At 69.9% G+C, this 19,097-nt stretch carries 17 protein-coding genes and 1 tRNA gene; 12 read left to right on the forward strand and 6 right to left on the reverse strand.

The window, feature by feature from the left end:
• Positions 1-502: 502 nt before the first annotated feature.
• A complete protein-coding gene (locus CP984_RS17785; protein WP_003981540.1) occupies positions 503-2,734 on the forward strand; it encodes a transglycosylase domain-containing protein in 2,232 nt (743 codons plus the stop codon).
• 234 nt (positions 2,735-2,968) lie between these two features.
• On the opposite strand, the gene CP984_RS17790 is transcribed toward CP984_RS17785, so the two are convergent.
• Complete coding sequence (locus CP984_RS17790; RefSeq protein ID WP_003981541.1) at positions 2,969-3,433, reverse strand: GatB/YqeY domain-containing protein; 465 nt, start codon at positions 3,431-3,433, stop codon at positions 2,969-2,971.
• Between the two features lie 287 nt (positions 3,434-3,720).
• Between CP984_RS17790 and CP984_RS17795 the strand changes: the two genes are divergently transcribed.
• The 6 genes from CP984_RS17795 (at position 3,721) to CP984_RS17820 (ending at position 8,941) form a co-directional block, all read left to right on the forward strand.
• On the forward strand, positions 3,721-4,659 hold the full coding sequence (locus CP984_RS17795; RefSeq protein WP_030183776.1) for a metallophosphoesterase: 939 nt from the start codon (positions 3,721-3,723) through the stop codon (positions 4,657-4,659).
• Between the two features lie 421 nt (positions 4,660-5,080).
• The gene (locus tag CP984_RS17800) at positions 5,081-5,896 is read left to right on the forward strand and encodes a Pr6Pr family membrane protein (protein WP_003981543.1); all 816 of its coding nucleotides are present in this window, start codon (positions 5,081-5,083) and stop codon (positions 5,894-5,896) included.
• Positions 5,897-5,908: 12 nt separating this feature from the next.
• Positions 5,909-5,982, forward strand: a tRNA-Pro gene (locus CP984_RS17805).
• Between the two features lie 303 nt (positions 5,983-6,285).
• Positions 6,286-6,897, forward strand: a complete 612-nt coding sequence (locus CP984_RS17810) for a DUF4365 domain-containing protein (RefSeq protein WP_226048668.1) — start codon at positions 6,286-6,288, stop codon at positions 6,895-6,897.
• Between the two features lie 4 nt (positions 6,898-6,901).
• Positions 6,902-8,035, forward strand: coding sequence for a hypothetical protein (locus tag CP984_RS17815; RefSeq protein ID WP_086026226.1), 1,134 nt, complete (start codon positions 6,902-6,904; stop codon positions 8,033-8,035).
• A 630-nt stretch (positions 8,036-8,665) separates the two neighbouring features.
• A complete protein-coding gene (locus CP984_RS17820) occupies positions 8,666-8,941 on the forward strand; it encodes a hypothetical protein (RefSeq protein WP_226048669.1) in 276 nt (91 codons plus the stop codon).
• A 427-nt stretch (positions 8,942-9,368) separates the two neighbouring features.
• On the opposite strand, the gene CP984_RS17825 is transcribed toward CP984_RS17820, so the two are convergent.
• On the reverse strand, positions 9,369-10,337 hold the full coding sequence (locus CP984_RS17825) for an ArsR/SmtB family transcription factor (protein ID WP_003981546.1): 969 nt from the start codon (positions 10,335-10,337) through the stop codon (positions 9,369-9,371).
• A gap of 873 nt (positions 10,338-11,210) precedes the next feature.
• On the opposite strand from CP984_RS17825, the gene CP984_RS17830 reads away from it, so the two are divergent.
• The 3 genes from CP984_RS17830 to CP984_RS17840 all read left to right on the forward strand — a co-directional run bounded on the left by CP984_RS17830 (position 11,211) and on the right by CP984_RS17840 (position 13,715).
• On the forward strand, positions 11,211-12,119 hold the full coding sequence (locus CP984_RS17830; protein WP_237526571.1) for an alpha/beta hydrolase: 909 nt from the start codon (positions 11,211-11,213) through the stop codon (positions 12,117-12,119).
• Positions 12,120-12,279: 160 nt separating this feature from the next.
• Entirely contained in the window at positions 12,280-12,531 is a 252-nt protein-coding gene (locus CP984_RS17835) for a hypothetical protein (RefSeq protein ID WP_003981549.1), read from the forward strand.
• A 14-nt stretch (positions 12,532-12,545) separates the two neighbouring features.
• Positions 12,546-13,715 (forward strand): SPFH domain-containing protein, encoded by a 1,170-nt coding sequence (locus CP984_RS17840; RefSeq protein ID WP_003981550.1) that lies wholly within the window; start codon positions 12,546-12,548, stop codon positions 13,713-13,715.
• 88 nt (positions 13,716-13,803) lie between these two features.
• On the opposite strand, the gene CP984_RS17845 is transcribed toward CP984_RS17840, so the two are convergent.
• The 4 genes from CP984_RS17845 to CP984_RS17860 form a co-directional block, all read right to left on the reverse strand.
• The gene (locus CP984_RS17845; protein WP_003981551.1) at positions 13,804-14,454 is read right to left on the reverse strand and encodes a class I SAM-dependent DNA methyltransferase; all 651 of its coding nucleotides are present in this window, start codon (positions 14,452-14,454) and stop codon (positions 13,804-13,806) included.
• Positions 14,420-15,223 (reverse strand): PIG-L deacetylase family protein, encoded by an 804-nt coding sequence (locus tag CP984_RS17850; protein ID WP_043980212.1) that lies wholly within the window; start codon positions 15,221-15,223, stop codon positions 14,420-14,422. The genes CP984_RS17845 and CP984_RS17850 overlap by 35 nt, the downstream gene beginning before the upstream one ends.
• Entirely contained in the window at positions 15,220-15,927 is a 708-nt protein-coding gene (locus CP984_RS42070) for a GNAT family N-acetyltransferase (RefSeq protein WP_003981553.1), read from the reverse strand. The genes CP984_RS17850 and CP984_RS42070 overlap by 4 nt, the downstream gene beginning before the upstream one ends.
• Positions 15,928-16,016: 89 nt before the next feature.
• A complete protein-coding gene (locus CP984_RS17860) occupies positions 16,017-17,216 on the reverse strand; it encodes a macrolide family glycosyltransferase (protein ID WP_003981554.1) in 1,200 nt (399 codons plus the stop codon).
• Positions 17,217-17,313: 97 nt separating this feature from the next.
• On the opposite strand from CP984_RS17860, the gene CP984_RS17865 reads away from it, so the two are divergent.
• Together CP984_RS17865 and CP984_RS17870 are read left to right on the forward strand one after the other, a co-directional pair.
• The gene (locus CP984_RS17865; RefSeq protein ID WP_003981555.1) at positions 17,314-17,913 is read left to right on the forward strand and encodes a hypothetical protein; all 600 of its coding nucleotides are present in this window, start codon (positions 17,314-17,316) and stop codon (positions 17,911-17,913) included.
• Complete coding sequence (locus CP984_RS17870; protein WP_003981556.1) at positions 17,904-19,064, forward strand: beta-ketoacyl synthase N-terminal-like domain-containing protein; 1,161 nt, start codon at positions 17,904-17,906, stop codon at positions 19,062-19,064. The genes CP984_RS17865 and CP984_RS17870 overlap by 10 nt, the downstream gene beginning before the upstream one ends.
• Positions 19,065-19,097 lie beyond the last annotated feature (33 nt).

The raw sequence follows: 19,097 nt of genomic DNA on the forward strand, positions 1-19,097 counted from the left end.
CCCCCACGGCGGCAAGCGGCATATTCACCGTTGCCAGTTGAGGACGTTACGGAAGGCGAGCAGGGCGCAACACCCCCTTCGGGCCCAATCTTGAATGGCCCGAACGGACTATGCGTACGCGGCAGATCACCCAACGGAGTGAGCCGGGGGCATAGGCCACCTTTCCGGCACCATGGGGCACTTCGCCAGGACCACAGCGGGTTTCCGGTGACACATGCGGACGTACGGGGCACGCTCGACGACCGGAGGCGGGGTTGACGCATCGATGTGATGCGTCTGCCGCACCGGACGGGATCAGGTTAAACGAACAGATGCGCCCCTGTCCGGCGATTGAGAACGTAGCCATCTGACGAAGTCGGACCGACCGGCCGTTCACCCCTGGCCGGAAAGCTTCCACCGTTGTCCGGATCGGATCGACCGGCAGGCCGCGGCCCGGTACGCGGACGTCCCGAACGGAGCCCCGCTCCCGCCGGACCCCGCGCCCGAGGCTTAGGGTGCCCCCATGGGTAAGAAGCGCGACGGCGGGGGTCTGACCAAGACCCAGCAGGCCGCTAAATTCCTGGGTGTCAGCGTGCTGGCCGGAGCGGTGCTGGCGGGTCTGGCCCTCCCCGCCGCCGGCGCGCTGGGCCTTGCGGCCAAGGGATCGGTCGAGGGGTTCGACGAGATCCCGGCCAACCTGAAGACGCCGCCGCTGAGCCAGCGGACCACCATCCTCGACGCGAAGGGCGGCGAGATCGCCAAGGTCTACTCGCGGGACCGCACCGTGGTCGACCTCAAGGACATGTCGCCGTACATCCAGAAGGCGATCGTCGCCATCGAGGACGCGCGTTTCTACCAGCACGGCGCGATCGACCTGAAGGGCATCCTGCGCGCGCTCAACAAGAACGCGCGGTCCGGCGGGGTGTCCGAAGGTGCATCGACGCTGACGCAGCAGTACGTGAAGAACGTCTTCATCGAGGAGGCCGGCGACGACCCGGACAAGGTCGCCCAGGCCACGCAGCAGACCATCGGCCGCAAGGTCAAGGAGCTGAAGTACGCGATCCAGGTGGAGGAGGAGCTCGGCAAACGCAAGATCCTCCAGAACTACCTGAACATCACCTTCTTCGGGCAGCAGGCGTACGGCGTCGAGGCGGCCTCCCAGCGGTACTTCAGCAAGCACGCCAAGGACCTCACGCTGGACGAGTCCGCGCTGCTGGCGGGCATCGTGCAGTCGCCGAGCCGCTACGACCCGGTCAACGACCCCAAGGAGGCGCAGCGCCGCCGTAACACCGTGCTCCAGCGGATGGCCGACACCAAGGCCGTCACGCAGGCGCAGGCCGACGCCGCCGCCAAGAAGCCGATCAAACTCGACGTCAGCCGGCCCAAGAACGGATGCATCACGGCAAGTTCGGGTGCCGGCTTCTTCTGTGACTACGTACGCGAGGTCCTGCTCAACGACCCGGCCTTCGGCAAGACCCGCAAGGCGCGCGGAAAGCGCTGGAACCAGGGCGGCCTGACGATCCGTACGACGCTGGACCCGCAGACCCAGAAGTCGATCCAGTCCGCCGTCACCGGCCGGGTCTACGACAACGACCCGGTCGCCGCCGCGGCGACCATCGTCCAGCCCGGCACCGGAAAGATCCTGGGCATGGGCCAGTCACGTCCGTACGGCTTCGGTCAGAACCAGACCCAGATGAATCTGTCCGTCGACCAGAAGATGGGCGGCGGCGCGGGCTACCAGCCCGGCTCGACGTTCAAGCCAGTGATCGCGGCGGCGGCCCTGGAGGCGGGCAAGAGCCCGGAGCAGACGTACTCGTCCCCGTACAAGATGCCGTACCCGAGCCCGGTCTCCACCTGCACCGGGCAGTGGACGGGCCACGCCCCGGTCTCGAACGAGAACACCTCCGAGGTCGGCCCGTACAGCATGAAGGAGGCGACCGCGAAGTCGGTCAACACCTACTTCGTACAGCTGATCAGCGACATCGGCATCTGCCCGGTGGTCAAGATGGCCAAGGAGATGGGCATCCAGCGGGCCAACGGCCACGACGTGGAGCAGAAGCCCGCCATCGCGCTCGGCTCCCCCGAGGTGTCCCCGCTGACCATGGCCAACGCGTACGCCACCTTCGCCAACGAGGGCGTCGCCTGCACCCCGGTGGCCATCGAGTCGATCACCGACACGACCGGCAAGGCGCTGACCGTACCGAAGACCAGCTGCCACCGCGCGATGTCGCAGAACACCGCCAAGACCATCAACGCGCTGCTCAAGGGCGTGGTCGAGGACGGCACCGGCAAGCAGGCCGGCCTCCAGGGCCGGGACAGCGCGGGCAAGACCGGCACCACCGACAACCGCTACGCCGCCTGGTTCACCGGCTACACCCCGAACATGGCCGGCGCGGTCTGGGTCGGCGACCCCGCCCACAAGCGCCGGATGTTCGACATCACCATCGGCGGCACCTTCCACGACAAGGTGTACGGCGCGGACACCCCCGGCCCGATCTGGCGCCAGGCGATGTCGGGCGCCCTGTCCGGCCGCCCCGCCCCGTCCCTGCCCACCGTCCCGATCGGCGACTCCGGCAAGAACAAGGACGACAACAAGGGCGGCGGAGGCGGCGGGGGCGGCGGGCATCACCGTCCGCCGCATCGGCCCGGCGGGGGTGGCGGTGGCGGTGGCGGTGGCGGTGGCCACGATGACAAGCCGGGTGGGGGATGGGAGATTCCTGGGTTCCCGAACTTGTTCGGGGGGACGGGGGGCTGAGGCTCTTCGGGGGCCGGCCGGATATACGTAAGGGGCGCTTCCACCTGGTGGTGGAAGCGCCCCTTACGTATGCGGCAGGGCTCGGGGGTGCGGCTCTTCCGTACGGCTGCGGTGCGGCTCTTCCGTACGGCCACGGTGCGGCTCGTACGTACGGCAGCCAGCTACGCCGCCGCAGTGGGCGGGCCGGGGCCCGCCGGACTCCGCCTGCCCCCGCGCCCCTGCTCTCGGCTTCGCTCAGCCCGCGAGCAGCTTCTTGACCACCGCGGCCACCCGGCCGCCCTCGGCCCGGCCCGCGATCTTCGGGTTCACGATCTTCATGACGGCGCCCATCGCCTTCGGCCCCTCGGCGCCGCCCGCCTTCGCCTCCGCGATGGCCTCGGCGACCAGGTTCTCCAGCTCCTCGTCCGTGAGCGGCTTGGGCAGGTACGTGGCGAGCACCTCGCCCTCCGCACGCTCCCGATCCGCCTGCTCGGCACGGCCGCCCTTGTCGAACGCCTCGGCGGCCTCCCGGCGCTTCTTCGCCTCCCGCGCGATGATCTTCTCGACCTCGGCGTCCGAGAGCTCGCGCGCCTCGGTGCCCGCGACCTCCTCCTTCTGGACGGCGGTCAGAGTGAGACGGAGGGTGGAAGAGCGCAGCTCGTCACGGGCCCTGATGGCCGTGGTGAGGTCGTCCTGCAGCTTCGACTTGAGCGTGGTCATGACGTCGAGTATGCCCGCACGCGGCGCCTAACGCCGCACCATTAAGCGGTGGGGACGGGCCGGGGCGGGCCGAGCGCCACTTAGCGCCACCCGCGAGTTCCACGTACCGGCCACCCCCGAGTGCCACGCCCCGTCGCCCCCGGAAGGCGCGGCACCTGCCAAGGTCTACGCAGCCCACGTACCGACGGGCATCGCCCCCGCCGGGGAGCCCCCCCAGATCCGCCCCCATAGGGCCCCACCCCCACACCCATGCGCACCACCCCTCCTCCCTCTGCCACGATGGAGCCATGCGCGCTCGTTACGGAGTCCCCTTGTCCATCGCCGCGGTCGGCGCGGCGGGCCTGGCCTACGCCGCCGGATTCGAAGTCCGCTCCTTCAGACTGCGCCGGGTCACCGTGCCCGTACTGCCTCCCGGTATGCGGCCGTTGCGCGTGCTCCAGGTCTCGGACATCCACATGGTCAGCGGGCAGCGCAAGAAGCAGCGCTGGCTCCAGTCGCTGGCCGGACTGCGGCCCGACTTCGTGATCAACACGGGCGACAACCTCTCCGACCCCGAGGGCGTCCCGGAGGCCCTGGACGCGCTCGGCCCGCTCATGGAGTTCCCCGGTGCGTACGTCTTCGGCTCCAACGACTACTACGGACCGAAGCTGCGCAACCCCGCCCGCTACCTGATCGAGAAGGCCCAGAAGCGCCACGGTCTGAACGGCAACCCGCCCGCCGTCGGCGCCGTCCACAACCCCTGGGAAGACCTGCGCGACGCCTTCGACACGGCCGGCTGGCTCAACCTCTCCAACACCCGCGGCCGCCTCAAGCTCGACGGCTCGGCCGGCGGCGTCGAAATCGCGCTGACCGGCCTGGACGACCCGCACATCAAGCGCGACCGCTACGCCCAGGTCGCCGGCGGCCCCGAACCCGACGCCGACCTCTCCCTGGCCGTCGTCCACGCCCCGTACCTGCGCTCCCTGGACGCCTTCACGGCCGACGGCTACCCGCTGATCCTGGCCGGCCACACCCACGGCGGCCAGCTCTGCATCCCCTTCTACGGGGCCCTCGTCACCAACTGCGACATCGACACCGACCGGGTGAAGGGCCTCTCCACCCACACCGCGGGCGGCAACACCTCCTACCTCCACGTCTCCGCAGGCTGCGGCACCAACCGCTACACCCCGGTCCGCTTCGCCTGCCCACCGGAGGCGACACTGCTGACCCTCACACCGCGCGACTGATCAGCGGGCGACGGGCACCGCGCCTGCCCCAGCCGACGCGACGCATCTCACACCGCGGCCTGGCCCGGATGGCCGGGCCTCCGTGTCCGCCCCCACGGCCGGGCCTCCGTGTCCGCCCCCACGGCCGGGCCTCCGTGTCGCCCTCGCGGCCGGACCTCGGTATCCGCCCCCACGGCCGGACCTCGGTGTCCGCCCCCACCGCCAGGCCTCCGTGTCCACCCCCGCGGCCGGGCCATCACGTCCCCTCCCACGGTCAGACAGTCACGCCCCCACTCCCCTACAGCCACGCCCAGGTGGCAACCGTCCCCGACCGGCACACCCCCGGCATACTCCGCCCCTCCCCCTGCACGCACACTGGGCCTCCCCCTACGGATTCACCACACCTTCACCATCCCGCCCCGCTCCCGTCTAGCGTGGGGGGATGATCGAGCCCACCAGCGCCCGCGTCCCCCGCTCCCGCCCATCGCAGGCCACCTCCCACGCCTCCTCCCGCTACGCCCGGGGAGCGGCGTTCGCCTCCGCCCACACCCCTGCCTCCGCGGTCGTCCCCCCGGTGCGCCGCCCAGTGGCCGCGATCTTCCGACTGCTGATCGCCCTGGCCGCCCTGACCGGCCTCGTCCTGGACATCGCGATCACCCCGGACCTGGGCCGCCTCTTCAGCTACTTCACCGTCCAGACGAACATCGCCGTGGCCGTCTGCTTCGCCTGGTCGGCATACCGCGCCTGGGCCGCCCGCCCGCCGATCTCCCCACGGATCACTGGCGCGGTCCTCCTCTACATAGCCATCACCGGCCTCGTCTACCACGTCATCCTCACCAACGACTCCAGCGGCTTCTCCATGACCGGGACCCCGGAGCACGACACCGTCCGCACCGTCTCCACCCACCTCCTGCACACCGTCACCCCCATCGGCGCCGCCCTGGACTGGCTCCTGCTCACCGCCCCCCGCGGCTTCCGCTGGCGCCACGCCGCCCAGTGGCTGGCCTACCCCTTCCTCTACCTCCCCTTCGCCCTCATCCGCGGCGCCCTCCTCGCCCCCGGCACCGAAGGCCGCTACCCGTACCCCTTCCTCGACGTAGACCTCCACGGCTACGCCGGCATCGCCCTGAACACCCTCATCTTCGGCTCCGCCTTCTACGCCCTGGCCCTCCTCCTCGTCACCATCGACCAGGTCAGGCCCCACCCCCGCCGCCCCGAGAACCGGATTTCACCTTCGGGGATCGGTCCGCTAAAGTAGAGCTCGTTGCTTCGGGGTGTGGCGCAGCTTGGCAGCGCGCTTCGTTCGGGACGAAGAGGTCGTGGGTTCAAATCCCGCCACCCCGACTGAAGGAACACCAGGTCAGGGGCCTGATCCGCGAAAGCGGGTCGGGTCCCTGACTCGTTTCTGGAGTCCCCTGGAAGGGGATCTTGGAGCCTCCCCCTGGACGACACCCACGACATACGCGTGGCGCACGTCACAGTCGATTGCAAATAGCGGCGCTTCCATGCAGTCGGCGGCCCCAGCCCTGCTCCCAATTGCTGGCGCTCCGATGGCCAGTTCCTTCCGCCATGTGTCTTGTCAGTTCCCCCTGCTATGCAAGACAGGAGTGGATCGCGCATTCGAAGCAGGGGGGGGAGGCGCGGCTCATGGCAGTCCTGACCGTCATCGGCGGCAGCAGACACAACCCACAGGCCCTATTCCCCACCGGCTCATGCCGCCATATCCTCGCGGTCACGCGGGAGGGAGGGCCACCTGTGGCGGCAGAGGCGACAAGCTGGCAGAAGGAACAGGTCAGCCGTGCCTACGTGCATGCCCTCGCCACGCAGGGTGGCTACACGCTCTGCGACTGGAACGTGGACAAGGACGGCGTAGATGTCACCCTCCGCTCGGGCCCATGGATGGTGGATATCCAGCTCAAGTGCACACAGAGTCCCCGTATCGTCCGCGGTGGATTCAGCTTTGACCTCGACGTGGAAACGTACGACAAGCTCCGCAATCCGGACCGTTCGGCCCCAGGCCACCTCGCGTTACTGATCGTCCCTCCGGACATTGGCCGATGGGTCATCCACCAGTCAGAATCGATCGTCCTCGCATGTCACGGCTACTGGGCGTCGCTTCACGGACTGGGTTGTGCAAGCGGGAGCGTCACCACAGCAATCCACTTACCCGAGCATCAACCGCTCACAGTGAAAGCCATGGGCACGATGTTCGACGCAGCGCGTCGTATGGCCAACTCTGCTGGCCGAGGGGTGAACTGAAGTGATGCGCATGAACCCCGGCTTCGGCCCGGAAGAGATTCGGAGCTATCTCAAGGTAGCTGGCTGGTCACCGGTGTCGGGCAGTGACTTGGCCGAGCTATGGCGACTTCCCGGCTCATCTGAGGAAGTTGTCCTGGTTCCCATGAAACCGGGAGCACCGGACTTCGCGAAGCGAACGAACATCTTGCTGAATGATCTATGCCGCATCGAATCCCGCGACGCTATCACCGTGCACGATGCCATCGCCACCGTCTATCACGATGTTACTGATCTCAGAGCATCCCACCCCTCCCTGAGTGACGGCTCCATTCCGCTGGAGGCGGGTTACGAGCTGTTCATCTCCGCCAAGCGCCTACGTGTGGCATCTGCAGCTGCGTCGATCCGCCGACAAGGGCATTTCCGCAACTTCCCTGCCCGAGCACGAGACCAGGCCCGCGAGGTCCGACTCGGCCAGACACGTCGCGGTTCGTACATCGTGCCCATCATCAGCCAGGCCCGTTCTCCCGAGGACGTGTACGCCCCGCAGCAAGAGCACATCGACATCGAGGTTGAGGAGACGCTCTTCGACCGGCGCGTCACCGCCACCATGTCCCGTGCCCTGGGCGTACTGGAAGAGATGGCAAGCGCTCGCCGGCAACCCACCCTCAGCGAGATCGCCGACTCGGTCGGCGAGGGAGTCTCGTACGAGTTGTGCCAGGCATTGACCAAAGTGGTCAACACGGAATCGGTCGGCGCACTCGACATCACTTTCAACTGGTCCCGAGTAGCAGCTCCACCGCCAGGATCCTCTGCCCAAGTGGAGTTCAACCGGGATGCGATCGACATCGTGGACCGAATCTCCCGTCACCTGAGAACGCAGCTCTATACCCGTGAGCATGTGATCTACGGGGTCATCACCGACTTGAGCCGCCGCCCCGAGGAGGAAACCGGACGTGTGGGCATCGAGACGTTGATCAAGCGACGACGCAGGACAGTCTGGATCGACCTAGCCGACGAGCCGTACCACTTGGCGGTCCGTTGCCACGACACCGGCACGCCCGTCAGGGTCCGTGGCGTACTGAGCAGTCCACCGGGCGGGACAGCTTCTATGGAGGTACGCCAGTTCGGCCCCGACACCTCGCTCGGCTCCGACGAGTGAACCTTCCCTCGAGCGCCTGTGCTTTAAGTTCCTCGGCGCCGACCAGACGAACAGGTTGGCAGCTGCATTGGTGCGACCGGGAAGCACACCACCGCCCCGAGACCAGCTCCGAACCGCCCTACTGCCCCTGGCCGATTGCAACCTGACGTCCTCCATGGCACGGCGAGGTCCCGTCCCTTCACACGCGTAGGCCGAAGGGGCCTCTTGCCGAAGCTGAGGCGTCTCAAGCCATCGGGCACCGTCCATAGCACTGACCTGCGCCAGCACTTTCGCGAACGGCCAGTCGCCGACTCGACCGCAGGGGCACCCCAGGGCATCACTAAAGAGCGTCTGTCACAACTGCGGGTGCGCCTCCAAAGGGGCGCGATAGGGGCAGGCGGCGTGCTGGTTGGCACAACCGTCGAGCGAGACGACGATCACGGACGGCTCCATGTGAATACTCACCGACCGCACCGCCGACTGCACGGCCGTCCCCGCCAGCCCTGGACCCTCCTCGCTTGCTGGGCCGCTGCTCGCGGCGCACAGGGCTTCCAACTACTTCACGAGTCCAGCGAACCCACAACCGCGTACACCCCATAGCCCGATACGGAGGGGCGACCAGTAAACTCGGCTCGCGCCTACGCCTTTAAGATGCAGAACATGCCGAGATTTCCCGAGTTTGACGCTTCTTCCCTTCGCCGCACCAGCTCAGTTGAGGGTGGGTTTCCCTGGCGCGGCCAGACCGTAACCCTCTTACGGATCGATGCGAAAGGGGTCGTCACCCAGGCGACACGCATAACCGAGAAGCGGGCCATGCTGGCACACGCCGGGCCGAAGGACCTGGTACTTGCTGCATGGCCCGGGCAGTGGTCCCAGGACGTGTTCGTGGTGGACGACTTCAAGGCCGCCTGCGAAGAAATAGGCTAACCCGGACCGATCCGAGGACCGAGTTCCCTCGTCCAACACCTCCCCCACGACGAACTGATTCGCTACGAGCAGCAGTCTCCCACCTTGGCGGGAGGCATCTGGGAGACGTTCTTCTCCGCAATTGTTGCGTGGTTACCCCAGACCGAGACCAGCGCCCTGACCTGCACGGATTTCATTGTTGGCAGGTGAGGCGCGTGTGCCCGGGTCGGAGAGCTTCCGGGTTCAGCTCCCGCCACCCCGACTGAGAAATAGGAGGCTGGAGGGCCGGTACTGGATCCAGTACCGGCCCTCCAGCTATGTCCTTGCGTGTGCACGGCGTATCGCTCCGGCCGAGCGCGGAACGCGCTGTCCAGAGGCGTTGCCGAGGTACCGCGCGCGAGCAAGATGGGCGCCCCTGTGGCTGGGGCCCCCATCTGCGGCCCGGCCGTCATATGGACGTCCCGCGGTGAGCCAGGAGCGTCCCCAGTGCTGTTCGCTCATGTATGACCGATCGTCCCGCGCGGGTTGTGGTGAGGAGGCCGGCGGCGCGTAGTGCTGTGGTGTGGGCGGAGATGGTGGGGGCGCTGACGTTCAGGCTGCGGGCCAGGGCGGTGGTGGTGTGGGGGGTGGTTAGTAGGCGGAGGAGTTGGGTTCGGGTGGGGCCTAGGGCTGCTGTTAGGGGGTCGTGGGGAGACTTGGTGGTGGGTTGGAGGGGGAGGTGGGGGCCGGCTGGGTAGGTGAGGTGTAAGGGGTGGTCGGGGTGGTGGGCTGCTAGGGGGTGGCTGGTCCAGTGGAAGGTGGGGTGTAGGAGGACGCCTTGGCCGGTGAGGGTGATGTGCTGGTCCTTGGGCGAGGGGACTTCCCATGTGTTGTCCCTGAGGCGGGAGTTGGGGACTAGGTGGGTCAGGGCGTGGGCGGTGCCGTGTTCGGCTGTGGTGAGGGCGTGGCGGGTGAACTCGTCGCGGTGGAGGTCCTGGATCAGGGGCCATACGGGGCGTAGGACGGTTTCGAAGGCCGCGTGTTGAGCCTGTTCGAAGAGGTGCCAGGAACCGGGGTCGTTTTGGTGGAGGGCCCGGATCCAGGGCGGTGGTGGGTGGGGGGCTGAGGCGTAGATGCGTTGGAGTTCGGAGCGGATGGCGGTGGGGTGGGTCGCGCGGATGGATTCCAGGGCGTCGGTGAGTGAGTCGTTGTAGGTGTCGAGGAAGACGGGGGCGTTGCCTGCCGGGGCCAAGGCGCGGAGCGGGAGGACGGTTGGCGGGAGGGAGCGGAGGAGGCGTTGTCGCCAGCGGGCGTAGAGGAGGGGGTCGTCGGTGCTGGTGGCCTTCATGAAGGCGGTGTTGAGTTCGATGAGGGGTGCCGGGCGGGGTGCGAAGCGGACGCGGGCGAAGTCGGCGGCCGTGAAGTGGATGCGGAGCACTGGTCCCCCTGGATGTGAGGCATGTGAGGCACTGGTCCTCTGGTGGTGTCGCTCGTCATCGTGCTGATGGTGTCGCGCCATCGTTTTGGGCTGGAGCTAAAGGATCGTGGGGTCCTCCCTCCGGGCGTCAGCCTGGTGACGGCAGCAGGTTGGCAGACAGAGCAGTCGGCAGGTGGCTGATGGCTGATGGCTGACGGCTCATGACTGATGGCAGCGCGGAGGACGGGGATGGATATGTCGGGTGTCGGGGTTGTTGGAGCCGAGGGTGGCGAGGCTCGGGGTAGCGGGGTGGTCGAGGCTGGCGGTGCTGAGGTTCGGGGTGGCGGGGTTGTCGCGGCCGGTGATGCCGGGGCTGAGGTTGGCGGGGTTGTCGCAGCTGGCGGTGCCGGAGCTGGTTGTGGCGGGGTTGTCGGGGCCGGGGCTGCCGAGGTTCGGGGTGCCGGAGCTGGGGGTGGCGTTGTCGCGGCTGGGGCTGGGCGGCGGGGTTTTGCTAAGGCGGTGGTGTTGGGGGTGGGGGCGCTGTTCGGTGGAGGTGGGGGTGGGGGGAAGGCGGTGGCTGTGGGGGGTGGGTGGGGTGGTCGTGGCCGCGCTGGCTGCGTGTCGGTGGGGGCGGGGGCCGTACGGGGCGGGTCGGTGGGGGCTGGGCGGGTGGGGAGTGGTGAGGGGGTGGTGTTGGAGTTGCCGGGGGCTGGTGGGGGCTATTCGGTGGGGGTTGCGGAGTTGTATCTGGTGGATCGCCGGCGGCGGGATCCGTGGGAGGGGATTGCGGTGCGGGAGGTGGTGGTGTCGGTGTTTTATCCGGCGGGTGAGGTGCGGGGGCTTTCCTTGGCGCGGCAGTTTTCGCCGGCAGTGGCAGGAGTGTTCGGGGAGGTGATGCCGCTGGTGCGGCCGGGGTTGCCTCGGGTGGGGGCGAACTGGGCGGGTACGGCTACGCATGCGTATGTGGGTGCGCCTGTACTGGGTGGGCGGTGGCCGGTGTTGGTGTACAGCCCAGGCGGCGGGGATCCGCGGGGCTTGGGGACTTGTGTTGCTGAGGAGTTGGCGAGTTGGGGATGGGTGGTGGTGTGTGTCGATCACCCTGGGGACGCGGTGGCGGTGGAGTTTCCTGGGGACAGGGTCGGGCGGGAGAGGGTGCGGACGACCGTCTTCAGGGGGGATCCGAGGGCGGATGCGGGGGTGTTTCGGACCATGGTCGGGGCTCGGGTGGCGGATGTGCGGTTTGTGTTGGATGAGTTGGGGAGCTTTGCGGCGGGGCGTGGGGTGGATGCGGCGGGGCGGGCGGTGCCGAGGGGGTTCGGGCGGGCGCTGGATCTGCGGCGGGTCGGGGTGTACGGGCATTCGGCGGGCGGGACGGCTGCGGCACAGGCAATGTATGAGGATCGGCGTATCGGGGCGGCCGTGAATTGGGAGGGCTTCCTCGACCAGGCGCCGGGGGCGTCCGGGCGGCCCGGAGAGCTGTTGCCGGTGGCTCGGTGTGGGGTGGATCGGCCGCTGCTCCTGGTGGGTACGGACGGGTTCGCCGGGCGGGAGGAGTTGGGGCGGTCCTGGTCGGCCGTACGCGCCCATTCGGGCGGACGTGTGCGGCAGCGGCGGTTCGCGGACGCTGCGCACTGGGTGTTCACGGATTACGCCGCGATGGTGCCGCAGTTGCAGACTGCCGGGCTGATGTCGGCTGAGGCCCGGAAGGGGTTGGTGGGCAGCGTCGCCCCGGAAGTGTCGGTGCCGGAAGTACGGCGGAGTGTGCGGAGGTTCTTTGAGGGGTGGCGGCTGGGGTGGTGGTGAGCCCCGCGGGGGGGTGCCCCTATGGGTTTCGTCAACCCGTGGGGGCACCCCCCAATCAGAATCAAGTCAAGATCCCACCCCCACCCCCGCCCACCATGGGCGAGCACCCCCCACCCGGCTAAGGTCGAAGGAAGCAGGGGCGGGGAGGGGGTGGGCTTGGGTGGTTTCGGATGAGGCTGTGGTGGGGTGTGCCGGGGAGTTGGTGATCGGGACCCGGGGGGCGGCTGGGGCCGGTGAGGTGCTGGTGCGGGTCAGGGGTGGTACGGAGACGTTTTTGGCCTGGTCCGCCGAGCCGCTGGCCCGCGGGACGCGCGTCCTGGTGGTCACCTCGCGGGGCGGCCGGCAGGTCGATGTGATCGAGTGGGCCGATCCATTGGACGCGTTGGCCGGTGACGCCGGCGACGCCGGTTGAGGAGACGACGAAAGATGTTCGGTTACCGCGTTCCCGCCCCCGACGAGGCGATGCTGATATCGGGTGGCAGGCGTGGGCTCGGGGGTGCGCCGTTCCGTGTCGTGACCGGTCACGGGAAATTCGTGTTGCCGGTCTTCCGCAAGACGCGCTTTTTGACGCTGGCGATGTGCGAGTCGGAGGTCGTCGAGACCTGTGTGACGCGGCAGGGCATCGCGCTGACGGTACGCGCCGTGATCGCGTTCAAGGTCGGCAACGACGTCGAGAGCATCGTCAACGCCGGTCAGCGCTTCCTCTCCGACCAGGACCAGATGTCGGTGCTGACCGGCCGGATCTTCGCCGGGCACCTGCGGTCCATCATCGGGTCGATGACGGTCGAGGAGATCGTCACCGAGCGGCAGAAGCTGGCCACCGAGGTGCTGGACACCTCCAAGGCCGAGATGGCGAAGATCGGGCTGCACGTGGACTCGTTGCAGATCCAGTCGATCGACGACGGGGACACCGGCTACATAGAGGCCATGTCGGCCCCGCACAAGGCGGCGATCCAGCGGCAGGCGCAGATCGCCCAGGCGCAGGCGACGCAGGCCGCGGCCGAGGCGGAGCAGGAGGCGGCGCGCAAGCAGGCCGAGTACGCGCGGCAGACCGCCGTCGTACAGGCGCAGTACAACGCCGAGGTGGACCGCGCGCAGGCCCAGGCCGCGCAGGCGGGCCCGCTGGCGGAGGCGCACGCGCAGCAGGAGGTGCTGGACGCGCAGACCGAGCTGGCCGAGCGGGCGGCTCAGTTGCGTCAGCAGCAGCTGGTGGCGGAGGTCGTCAAGCCGGCCGAGGCGGACGCGGAGCGTATCCGGGTGCTCGCCATGGCCGAGGCCGAGCGGATGAAGATCCAGGCGGAGGCGGCCGCCTCGTACGACCGGGTGGCGCTGGACCGGATGCTGATCGACCAGCTGCCGCAGATCGTCAAGGAGGCTGCGGCCGGTCTCTCCGGCGCGAACGTGAACGTGCTGAACGGTACGGACGGGCTCGGCGAGATCGCGGCCGGGCTGGTGGGCCAGGGGCTGACGATCCTGGATTCCGTACGGCGCAACCTGGGCGCCCCGGGAGAGGGCTCCTCCGGGGACGGTACGGACGGCCGCAAGAGCCGCGGCGACAGCGCGGAGCGCCACGGCGGACGCGTCGAGATCGAATAGGTCGAATAGACGGCGAGGAGACGGGACAGGTGTGTGGTGCCGATCCCGAAGCCGCCTCACACGCCCGTGAGGCGGCTGCCCCTCCCCTTCACGTCACCCGTTGGAAAAGGTCCAAGCGATACGAGTTGCCGTGCCGGTGACTGGTCCGGCCCTCGATCGGCCGGAGGTCCGCCCGGTCGCGGAAGACCTTGTGCACCCCGTGGCCGGTCACGATCTCCGCGGCGGCTTCCGTGGCGGGCGTGGTGCCGGGCTCGTCATGGACCCAATGCGCCAGCAGTACGTGCCCGCCCGGCCGAAGCAGGGCGGCGATCCGCGCAGCGGTCACATCGAGGTCGGGGCCCGAGAGGTAGTAACCGACCTCGGACATCACGATGAGGTCCAGCGGGTCCGCCAGGTGGGCCGGGAGGCTCTTGGCGTCCAGTTCGCCGGGGACGCGGAGGGTGCCGAAGGTGAGGTGGGGCAGGTCGGCGCAGTGCTGCCGGGCCTGTTCGACCGCGGCGGCGGAGCAGTCCGTGGCCAGCAGCTGGTCGCAGTGCGGCGCCAGCAGCCGGGTGAGGGCGCCGACGCCGCAGCCGATCTCCAGGGCCGAGCGGAAGCGTCCGGCCGGCAGCAGGGCGGCCGTGTCGGCGAACTTCTCCTGTTCGTACGGCTTGTGGAGGGTTCCCCACGGGTCGGGCTTGGACCGGTAGACCTTGTCGAAGTGTTCAGCCGACACCGATGTGCGGGGGCTGCCCGGCATGACGGTTCCCTTCTCCGTTGTCGAGGGTGGCGGGGACCGCTTCCCAGATGAGTTCCGCCTGGAGCGGGCCCGGCCGCCGCAGGAACGGCCCGTGGCCGACCGCCACCGGCGCGAGCTGCGAGGTGTAGGACAGGACCGCCGCCCGTTTCGCGGCCCATTCGCGCTCGTCCAGGCGGATGTCGTGCGCCACGCGCAGCTCGTATGTGGCGGACAGGTCGCGGTAGGCGCCGCCGTACTTGTCGGAGCCGGCGAGCCGCTCGACCGCCGCGTCCGTGCCCCACTTGCGGACGCCGCCGGTGTAGGGCAGGTCCGCGTAGACGTACGGAGCCGGGCCGGGGCGTCCGGCCAGCGCCGCGAGGGCCTGGTCGCGTACGGCGGTGTGGTCGGGCTGATTGGTGCCGAGGGGGACCAGCACTCTGGTCTGCGGGGGAAGTGCGGTCAGGAAGTCGGCCAGCCCCGCCAGGTCGCCCCCCTCGCGGTACGGGCTGTCCGGGTTCGGGAGGGTCACCTGCTCGGCGCCGAGCAGTGCGCAGGCACGGGCGTCCTCGGCCAGGCGCTCGTGGTACGCCTCTTCCGGGGTGGCGAAGCCGCAGCCCGCGTCCCACCAGGAGATCCGGTCCGCCGCCGGGGCGCCGCCGTGGACGGTGACCACGGCGGTGGGCCCGGCGGTGCGGCCGAGGTATCCGGCGACGGACAGCGCGGCGTCGTCGAAGTGCGGCGAGAGGACCACGGTCGTCCAGCGCGGACCACGGCCAGGTGTGGCGGTCACGGCTGGGCAGACGGCTCGGCGGGCTGTCCGGCACCGTCTGCCGCGGCGACCGAGGCGAGCAGCAGGCCCGCCGACGTCTTGCCGGTGGGGCTGGTGATGTACTCGGCGAGCAGGCGGCGTGCCTCGGCCTTGTCGGCCTCGGGGATGGTGTCGGGGAGGACGAAGGTCGGGTCGGTGCGCTTGAGTTCCTCGACCGCCGCGTAGTACTCGTGCCGCAGCAGGCCCCATACGGCGCCGTCGTGGTGACGGCCGTCGAGGTAGAAGTACTCGCGCAGGATGCCTTCGAGGGTGAAGCCGACGCCGGTCACCAGGCGCATCACGTTCTTGTTGTAGAGCGCGGTGGTGAACGTGACCCGGTGGGCGTTGCGTGCGTGGAAGAGGTGGTCGATGAGCAGGTCGAACGCCTCGGCGCCGAAGCCGCGGCGCCACAGTTCGGGGTCGCCGATCGCGCCGCCGAGCACATAGCCGCCGACCGGGCCCTGTGCCTTGTAGTGCACCGCGCCCACGGTCCGGTCCTCGCCGTCGCGCACCGCGAACTGCCGCAGGCCGCCGGTGTGGTCGAGCTTGCGGAAGTCCTCGGCGGTGACCACGTCGCCTTCGGTGGCGGCCATCACGGCGGCGGCCGAGTCGGGGCCGAACCACTGGGCCATCAGCTCGTAGTCCTGGTCGGCGGGGCGTTCGAGCCGGACGAGTTTGCCCTGCATCAGTTCTCCGTTCCGGTCCTGCGCGAGGACCGTGGTCGCGGTGCTGTCGTAGCGGTGGTGTCGTAACGGTGCTGTGGTGGCCGGCCCGGTCAGCCCGTACGGACCGTGGTGGCAGCGGACCCGGCGCCGGCCACCAGGGCCTCGATGCGGTCGGCGGCTTCGGCCGCTCCCCCGGCCCCGCCCACCTCGTCCCGCATGCGCGCGACCCGGGACCGGATTCCGCCGTCGGTCATGACGCGTATCAGGGCGGTGCGCAGCGTGTCCGCGTCCAGGTGGTCGCGGTCCAGGCGCACGCCGAGGCCGAGGGCGTCGATGCGTTCGGCGACGGCGGTCTGTTCCTGGGTCTGCGGTACGGCCACCATGGGAGTGCCGTGCAGCAGGGCCTCCATGGTGGAGCCCATGCCGGCGTGGGTGACGAAGGAGTCGGCGTGACGCAGTACGTCGAGCTGGGGGACGTGCGGGTGGGCCTCGACGTTTCCGGGGAGCGGGCCGATGGCGGCGCGGTCCATGCCCGGCCCGTAGGCCATGACGACCTGCCAGGGCTGCGATGCGACCGCCTCGCCGCACATACGGAAGAACTCGGGCCAGTCGTAGCAAGCCGTGCCGAGGGCGATCAGCAGGACCGGGCGGCCGTCCCCGGCCGGGCGCCAGCTGCCCTGGAAGCCGCGGTCGCCGGCGCACGGCCCGACGAAGGCGAACCGGTCGTCGAAGGTCTCGCCGTGGTACTGGAACGCGCGCGGCAGGAAGACCAGGCGCAGGTCCTCGGTGTGGCCGAGGAAGTCGGTGACCGAGCGGCCGGACAGGTCGTGGGCGGCCAGGAACCGGGTCAGCTCCCGGGCGAAGCGCAGGACGCCGGGGTGCAGCGGGTTGTCGGCCAGGAACTCGGCCTCCAGCGAGAAGTGCTCGTTGGAGACGAACGAGGGCCACATCTCCGCCGCCGGCAGCCGCCACTTCGCGGCGAGCACCCGGCCCGCCCAGGCGATGCCGTCGTACGCGATCACCTCGGGCCGGTCGGTGGCCCAGGCGTTCTCCAGCACGTCCAGCGTGGCCCTGGCCTCGCGCAGGAAGTCCATGGGAGAGATGGCCAGGCCGTCTTCGGTGAGCGCGTCGTCCACCGGGTTGCGGTAGACGACGGGTTCGGCGCCCGCGGCCCGTACGGCGGGCGCGAACGCCTCGGTGACGGCGTAGGAGACCCGGTGGCCGCGCCGGACGAGTTCCGCGACGAGGCCGAGTGTCGGGTTCACATGGCCGTGCCAGGCGATGGAGACGAAGCCGATGTGGCGCGGCAAGGCGCCCTCCCCCGTAGACGACGTTGTTGACAAAATATGACTACAGATTCAGCATATTCGACAACTCATGACTGGCGGTAGAGGGGCGGGGCGGCCGATGGCGACAGCGGAGACGGGCCGGGCGGGCACCGGGCCCGACAGCGGCCGGCAGCCGGGCACCGTACGTCACGGAGCCGGCCTGGCGGCCACCGACGCCGGTCAACTGACCGACGCGGCAGGGAAGTTCGGGACGGCTGGCTTCACCGCCGCTCCCGAAGCGCACGTCAAGCCGGTGGACGCGGTCACCTGGGCGCTGCGGACCGCGTTCGAGGCCCTGCCGGAAGCCGTACGGACCACCGCCCCGCTGTACGTCCTGAGCGGCGCGTACAGCTCGTGGGCCGCCCGCCACTTCGTACGGCGCTGCCATGACACCGAGCGGCGGCTGCGGCCCTCGGACTCGATCGGCCTGGAGACCTCCGAGCTGGTCCGCCCCTACACCACCGCGTCCGGGCACCGCGGGGGCTGCTACCTCCTCGCGCCACTGCCGGTGGACACACAGGGCCCGGAGCGGGCCGCGGACGCGCCGCGCCCGCCCTGGCCCCTGGCCGCCATGCCGGGACCGGCCGTCCACCTGGACCTCTTCGTCTCACCCGGCGACGGCCCGCGCCCGGTGCACTGCCTCGCCGTCGCCACCGCCTGGAGTGTCACATGCCCGTGAAGGACCCCGTCAGTAACCCCGTCAACGACATCGTCATCAGCGGCCTCGGGCTGGTCACCCCCTTCGGATCGGGCGTCGCGCCCTACTGGCGGGGGCTGCTCGAAGGCCGCTCGGCGCTGCGTCCGGCCCGGCGCTTCAAGGCGCCGTCCTATCGGGGCGAGCCGGTGGGCGAGGTGCCCGGACCGGACCCCGCGGCCGGGACGCCCCGTAAGAGCGCCTATGCGCGGTCCGCCATCGCGGAGGCCGTGGAGGCCGCCGGGCTGCCGGGCGTGCCGCGGGACGCCCTGGTGATCCTCGTCGGCCAGGCGCCGGGCACGGGTCCGGAATCCGGCGCGGACCCCGCCTCCGAGCAGGAGTTCCTGGGCCCCGACCCGTCCGGCACCCTCGGTCCCGCCTTCGCGCCCGGCCGCGTCCTGCACCTCTCGCACGCCTGCGCCTCGGCCGTCTTCGCCGTCGGCTTCGCCCGCGAGGCCCTGCGCGCGGGTGTCGCGCCGGTCGCCGTGGTGGCGGGCTCGTCGGTCCTCAACCGGTACGAGTACGCGAGCATGGACGTCGTACGGGCCGTGGGCCGCGACGCCGCCCGCCCGTTCGACGCCGGGCGGGCGGGTATCTCGCTCGGCGAGGGCGGGGGAGCCGTCGTGCTGGAGACGGCCGGGCACGCCCGGTCGCGAGGCCATGTGGCCGATCTCGTGGTCGCCGGTGCGGCCTGCCGGGTGGCCGGGGCCAAGGCCGCAGCGTCGGACGCGGAGCTGATCGGCGCGTGCATGCGGGACGCGCTGGGGGACGCCGCGGTGGACGGGCTGGACCATGTGCACGCCCACGCGACCGGCACCGCTCAGGGTGACGCCGCCGAACTCGCGGCCATCGAGGCCATCGCCGCCGAAACCGGCTCTTCCGCTCTGCCCGTCAGTTCGCACAAGGGCGCCATCGGCCACCTGCTGCACATCTCGGGAGCCCCGGCCCTGGCCGCCGCCGCGCTGACCTTGCGTACCGGGACCGTTCCGCCGACCGCCGGGCTGGCGTCGGCGGAGGACACGGACCGGGTGGTGCTGCCGACGGCGCCGCTGCGGTTGCCGTCGGCCCGTACCGCCGCGGTGAACAGCTTCGGGTTCGGGGGGAACAACGCCTCGCTGATCCTGCGGGCCGTTTGAACAGGCTGGATAACCGCGGGGATTGACGAAAGC

Source organism: Streptomyces rimosus (assembly GCF_008704655.1).
GTDB classification, from domain to species: Bacteria; Actinomycetota; Actinomycetes; order Streptomycetales; family Streptomycetaceae; genus Streptomyces; species Streptomyces rimosus.

What these genes read in the sequence shown, in the direction of transcription:
- CP984_RS17865 (WP_003981555.1), top strand. Translation starts at nt 17,314, where the DNA reads ATGGCGACAGCGGAGACGGGCCGGGCGGGCACCGGGCCCGACAGCGGC.
- CP984_RS17800 (WP_003981543.1), top strand. Translation starts at nt 5,081, where the DNA reads ATGATCGAGCCCACCAGCGCCCGCGTCCCCCGCTCCCGCCCATCGCAG.
- CP984_RS17840 (WP_003981550.1), top strand. Translation starts at nt 12,546, where the DNA reads ATGTTCGGTTACCGCGTTCCCGCCCCCGACGAGGCGATGCTGATATCG.
- CP984_RS17820 (WP_226048669.1), top strand. Translation starts at nt 8,666, where the DNA reads ATGCAGAACATGCCGAGATTTCCCGAGTTTGACGCTTCTTCCCTTCGC.
- CP984_RS17845 (WP_003981551.1), bottom strand. Translation starts at nt 14,454, where the DNA reads ATGCCGGGCAGCCCCCGCACATCGGTGTCGGCTGAACACTTCGACAAG.
- CP984_RS17815 (WP_086026226.1), top strand. Translation starts at nt 6,902, where the DNA reads ATGCGCATGAACCCCGGCTTCGGCCCGGAAGAGATTCGGAGCTATCTC.
- CP984_RS17810 (WP_226048668.1), top strand. Translation starts at nt 6,286, where the DNA reads ATGGCAGTCCTGACCGTCATCGGCGGCAGCAGACACAACCCACAGGCC.
- CP984_RS17785 (WP_003981540.1), top strand. Translation starts at nt 503, where the DNA reads ATGGGTAAGAAGCGCGACGGCGGGGGTCTGACCAAGACCCAGCAGGCC.
- CP984_RS17795 (WP_030183776.1), top strand. Translation starts at nt 3,721, where the DNA reads ATGCGCGCTCGTTACGGAGTCCCCTTGTCCATCGCCGCGGTCGGCGCG.
- CP984_RS17790 (WP_003981541.1), bottom strand. Translation starts at nt 3,433, where the DNA reads ATGACCACGCTCAAGTCGAAGCTGCAGGACGACCTCACCACGGCCATC.
- CP984_RS42070 (WP_003981553.1), bottom strand. Translation starts at nt 15,927, where the DNA reads ATGCAGGGCAAACTCGTCCGGCTCGAACGCCCCGCCGACCAGGACTAC.
- CP984_RS17830 (WP_237526571.1), top strand. Translation starts at nt 11,211, where the DNA reads ATGCCGCTGGTGCGGCCGGGGTTGCCTCGGGTGGGGGCGAACTGGGCG.
- CP984_RS17870 (WP_003981556.1), top strand. Translation starts at nt 17,904, where the DNA reads ATGCCCGTGAAGGACCCCGTCAGTAACCCCGTCAACGACATCGTCATC.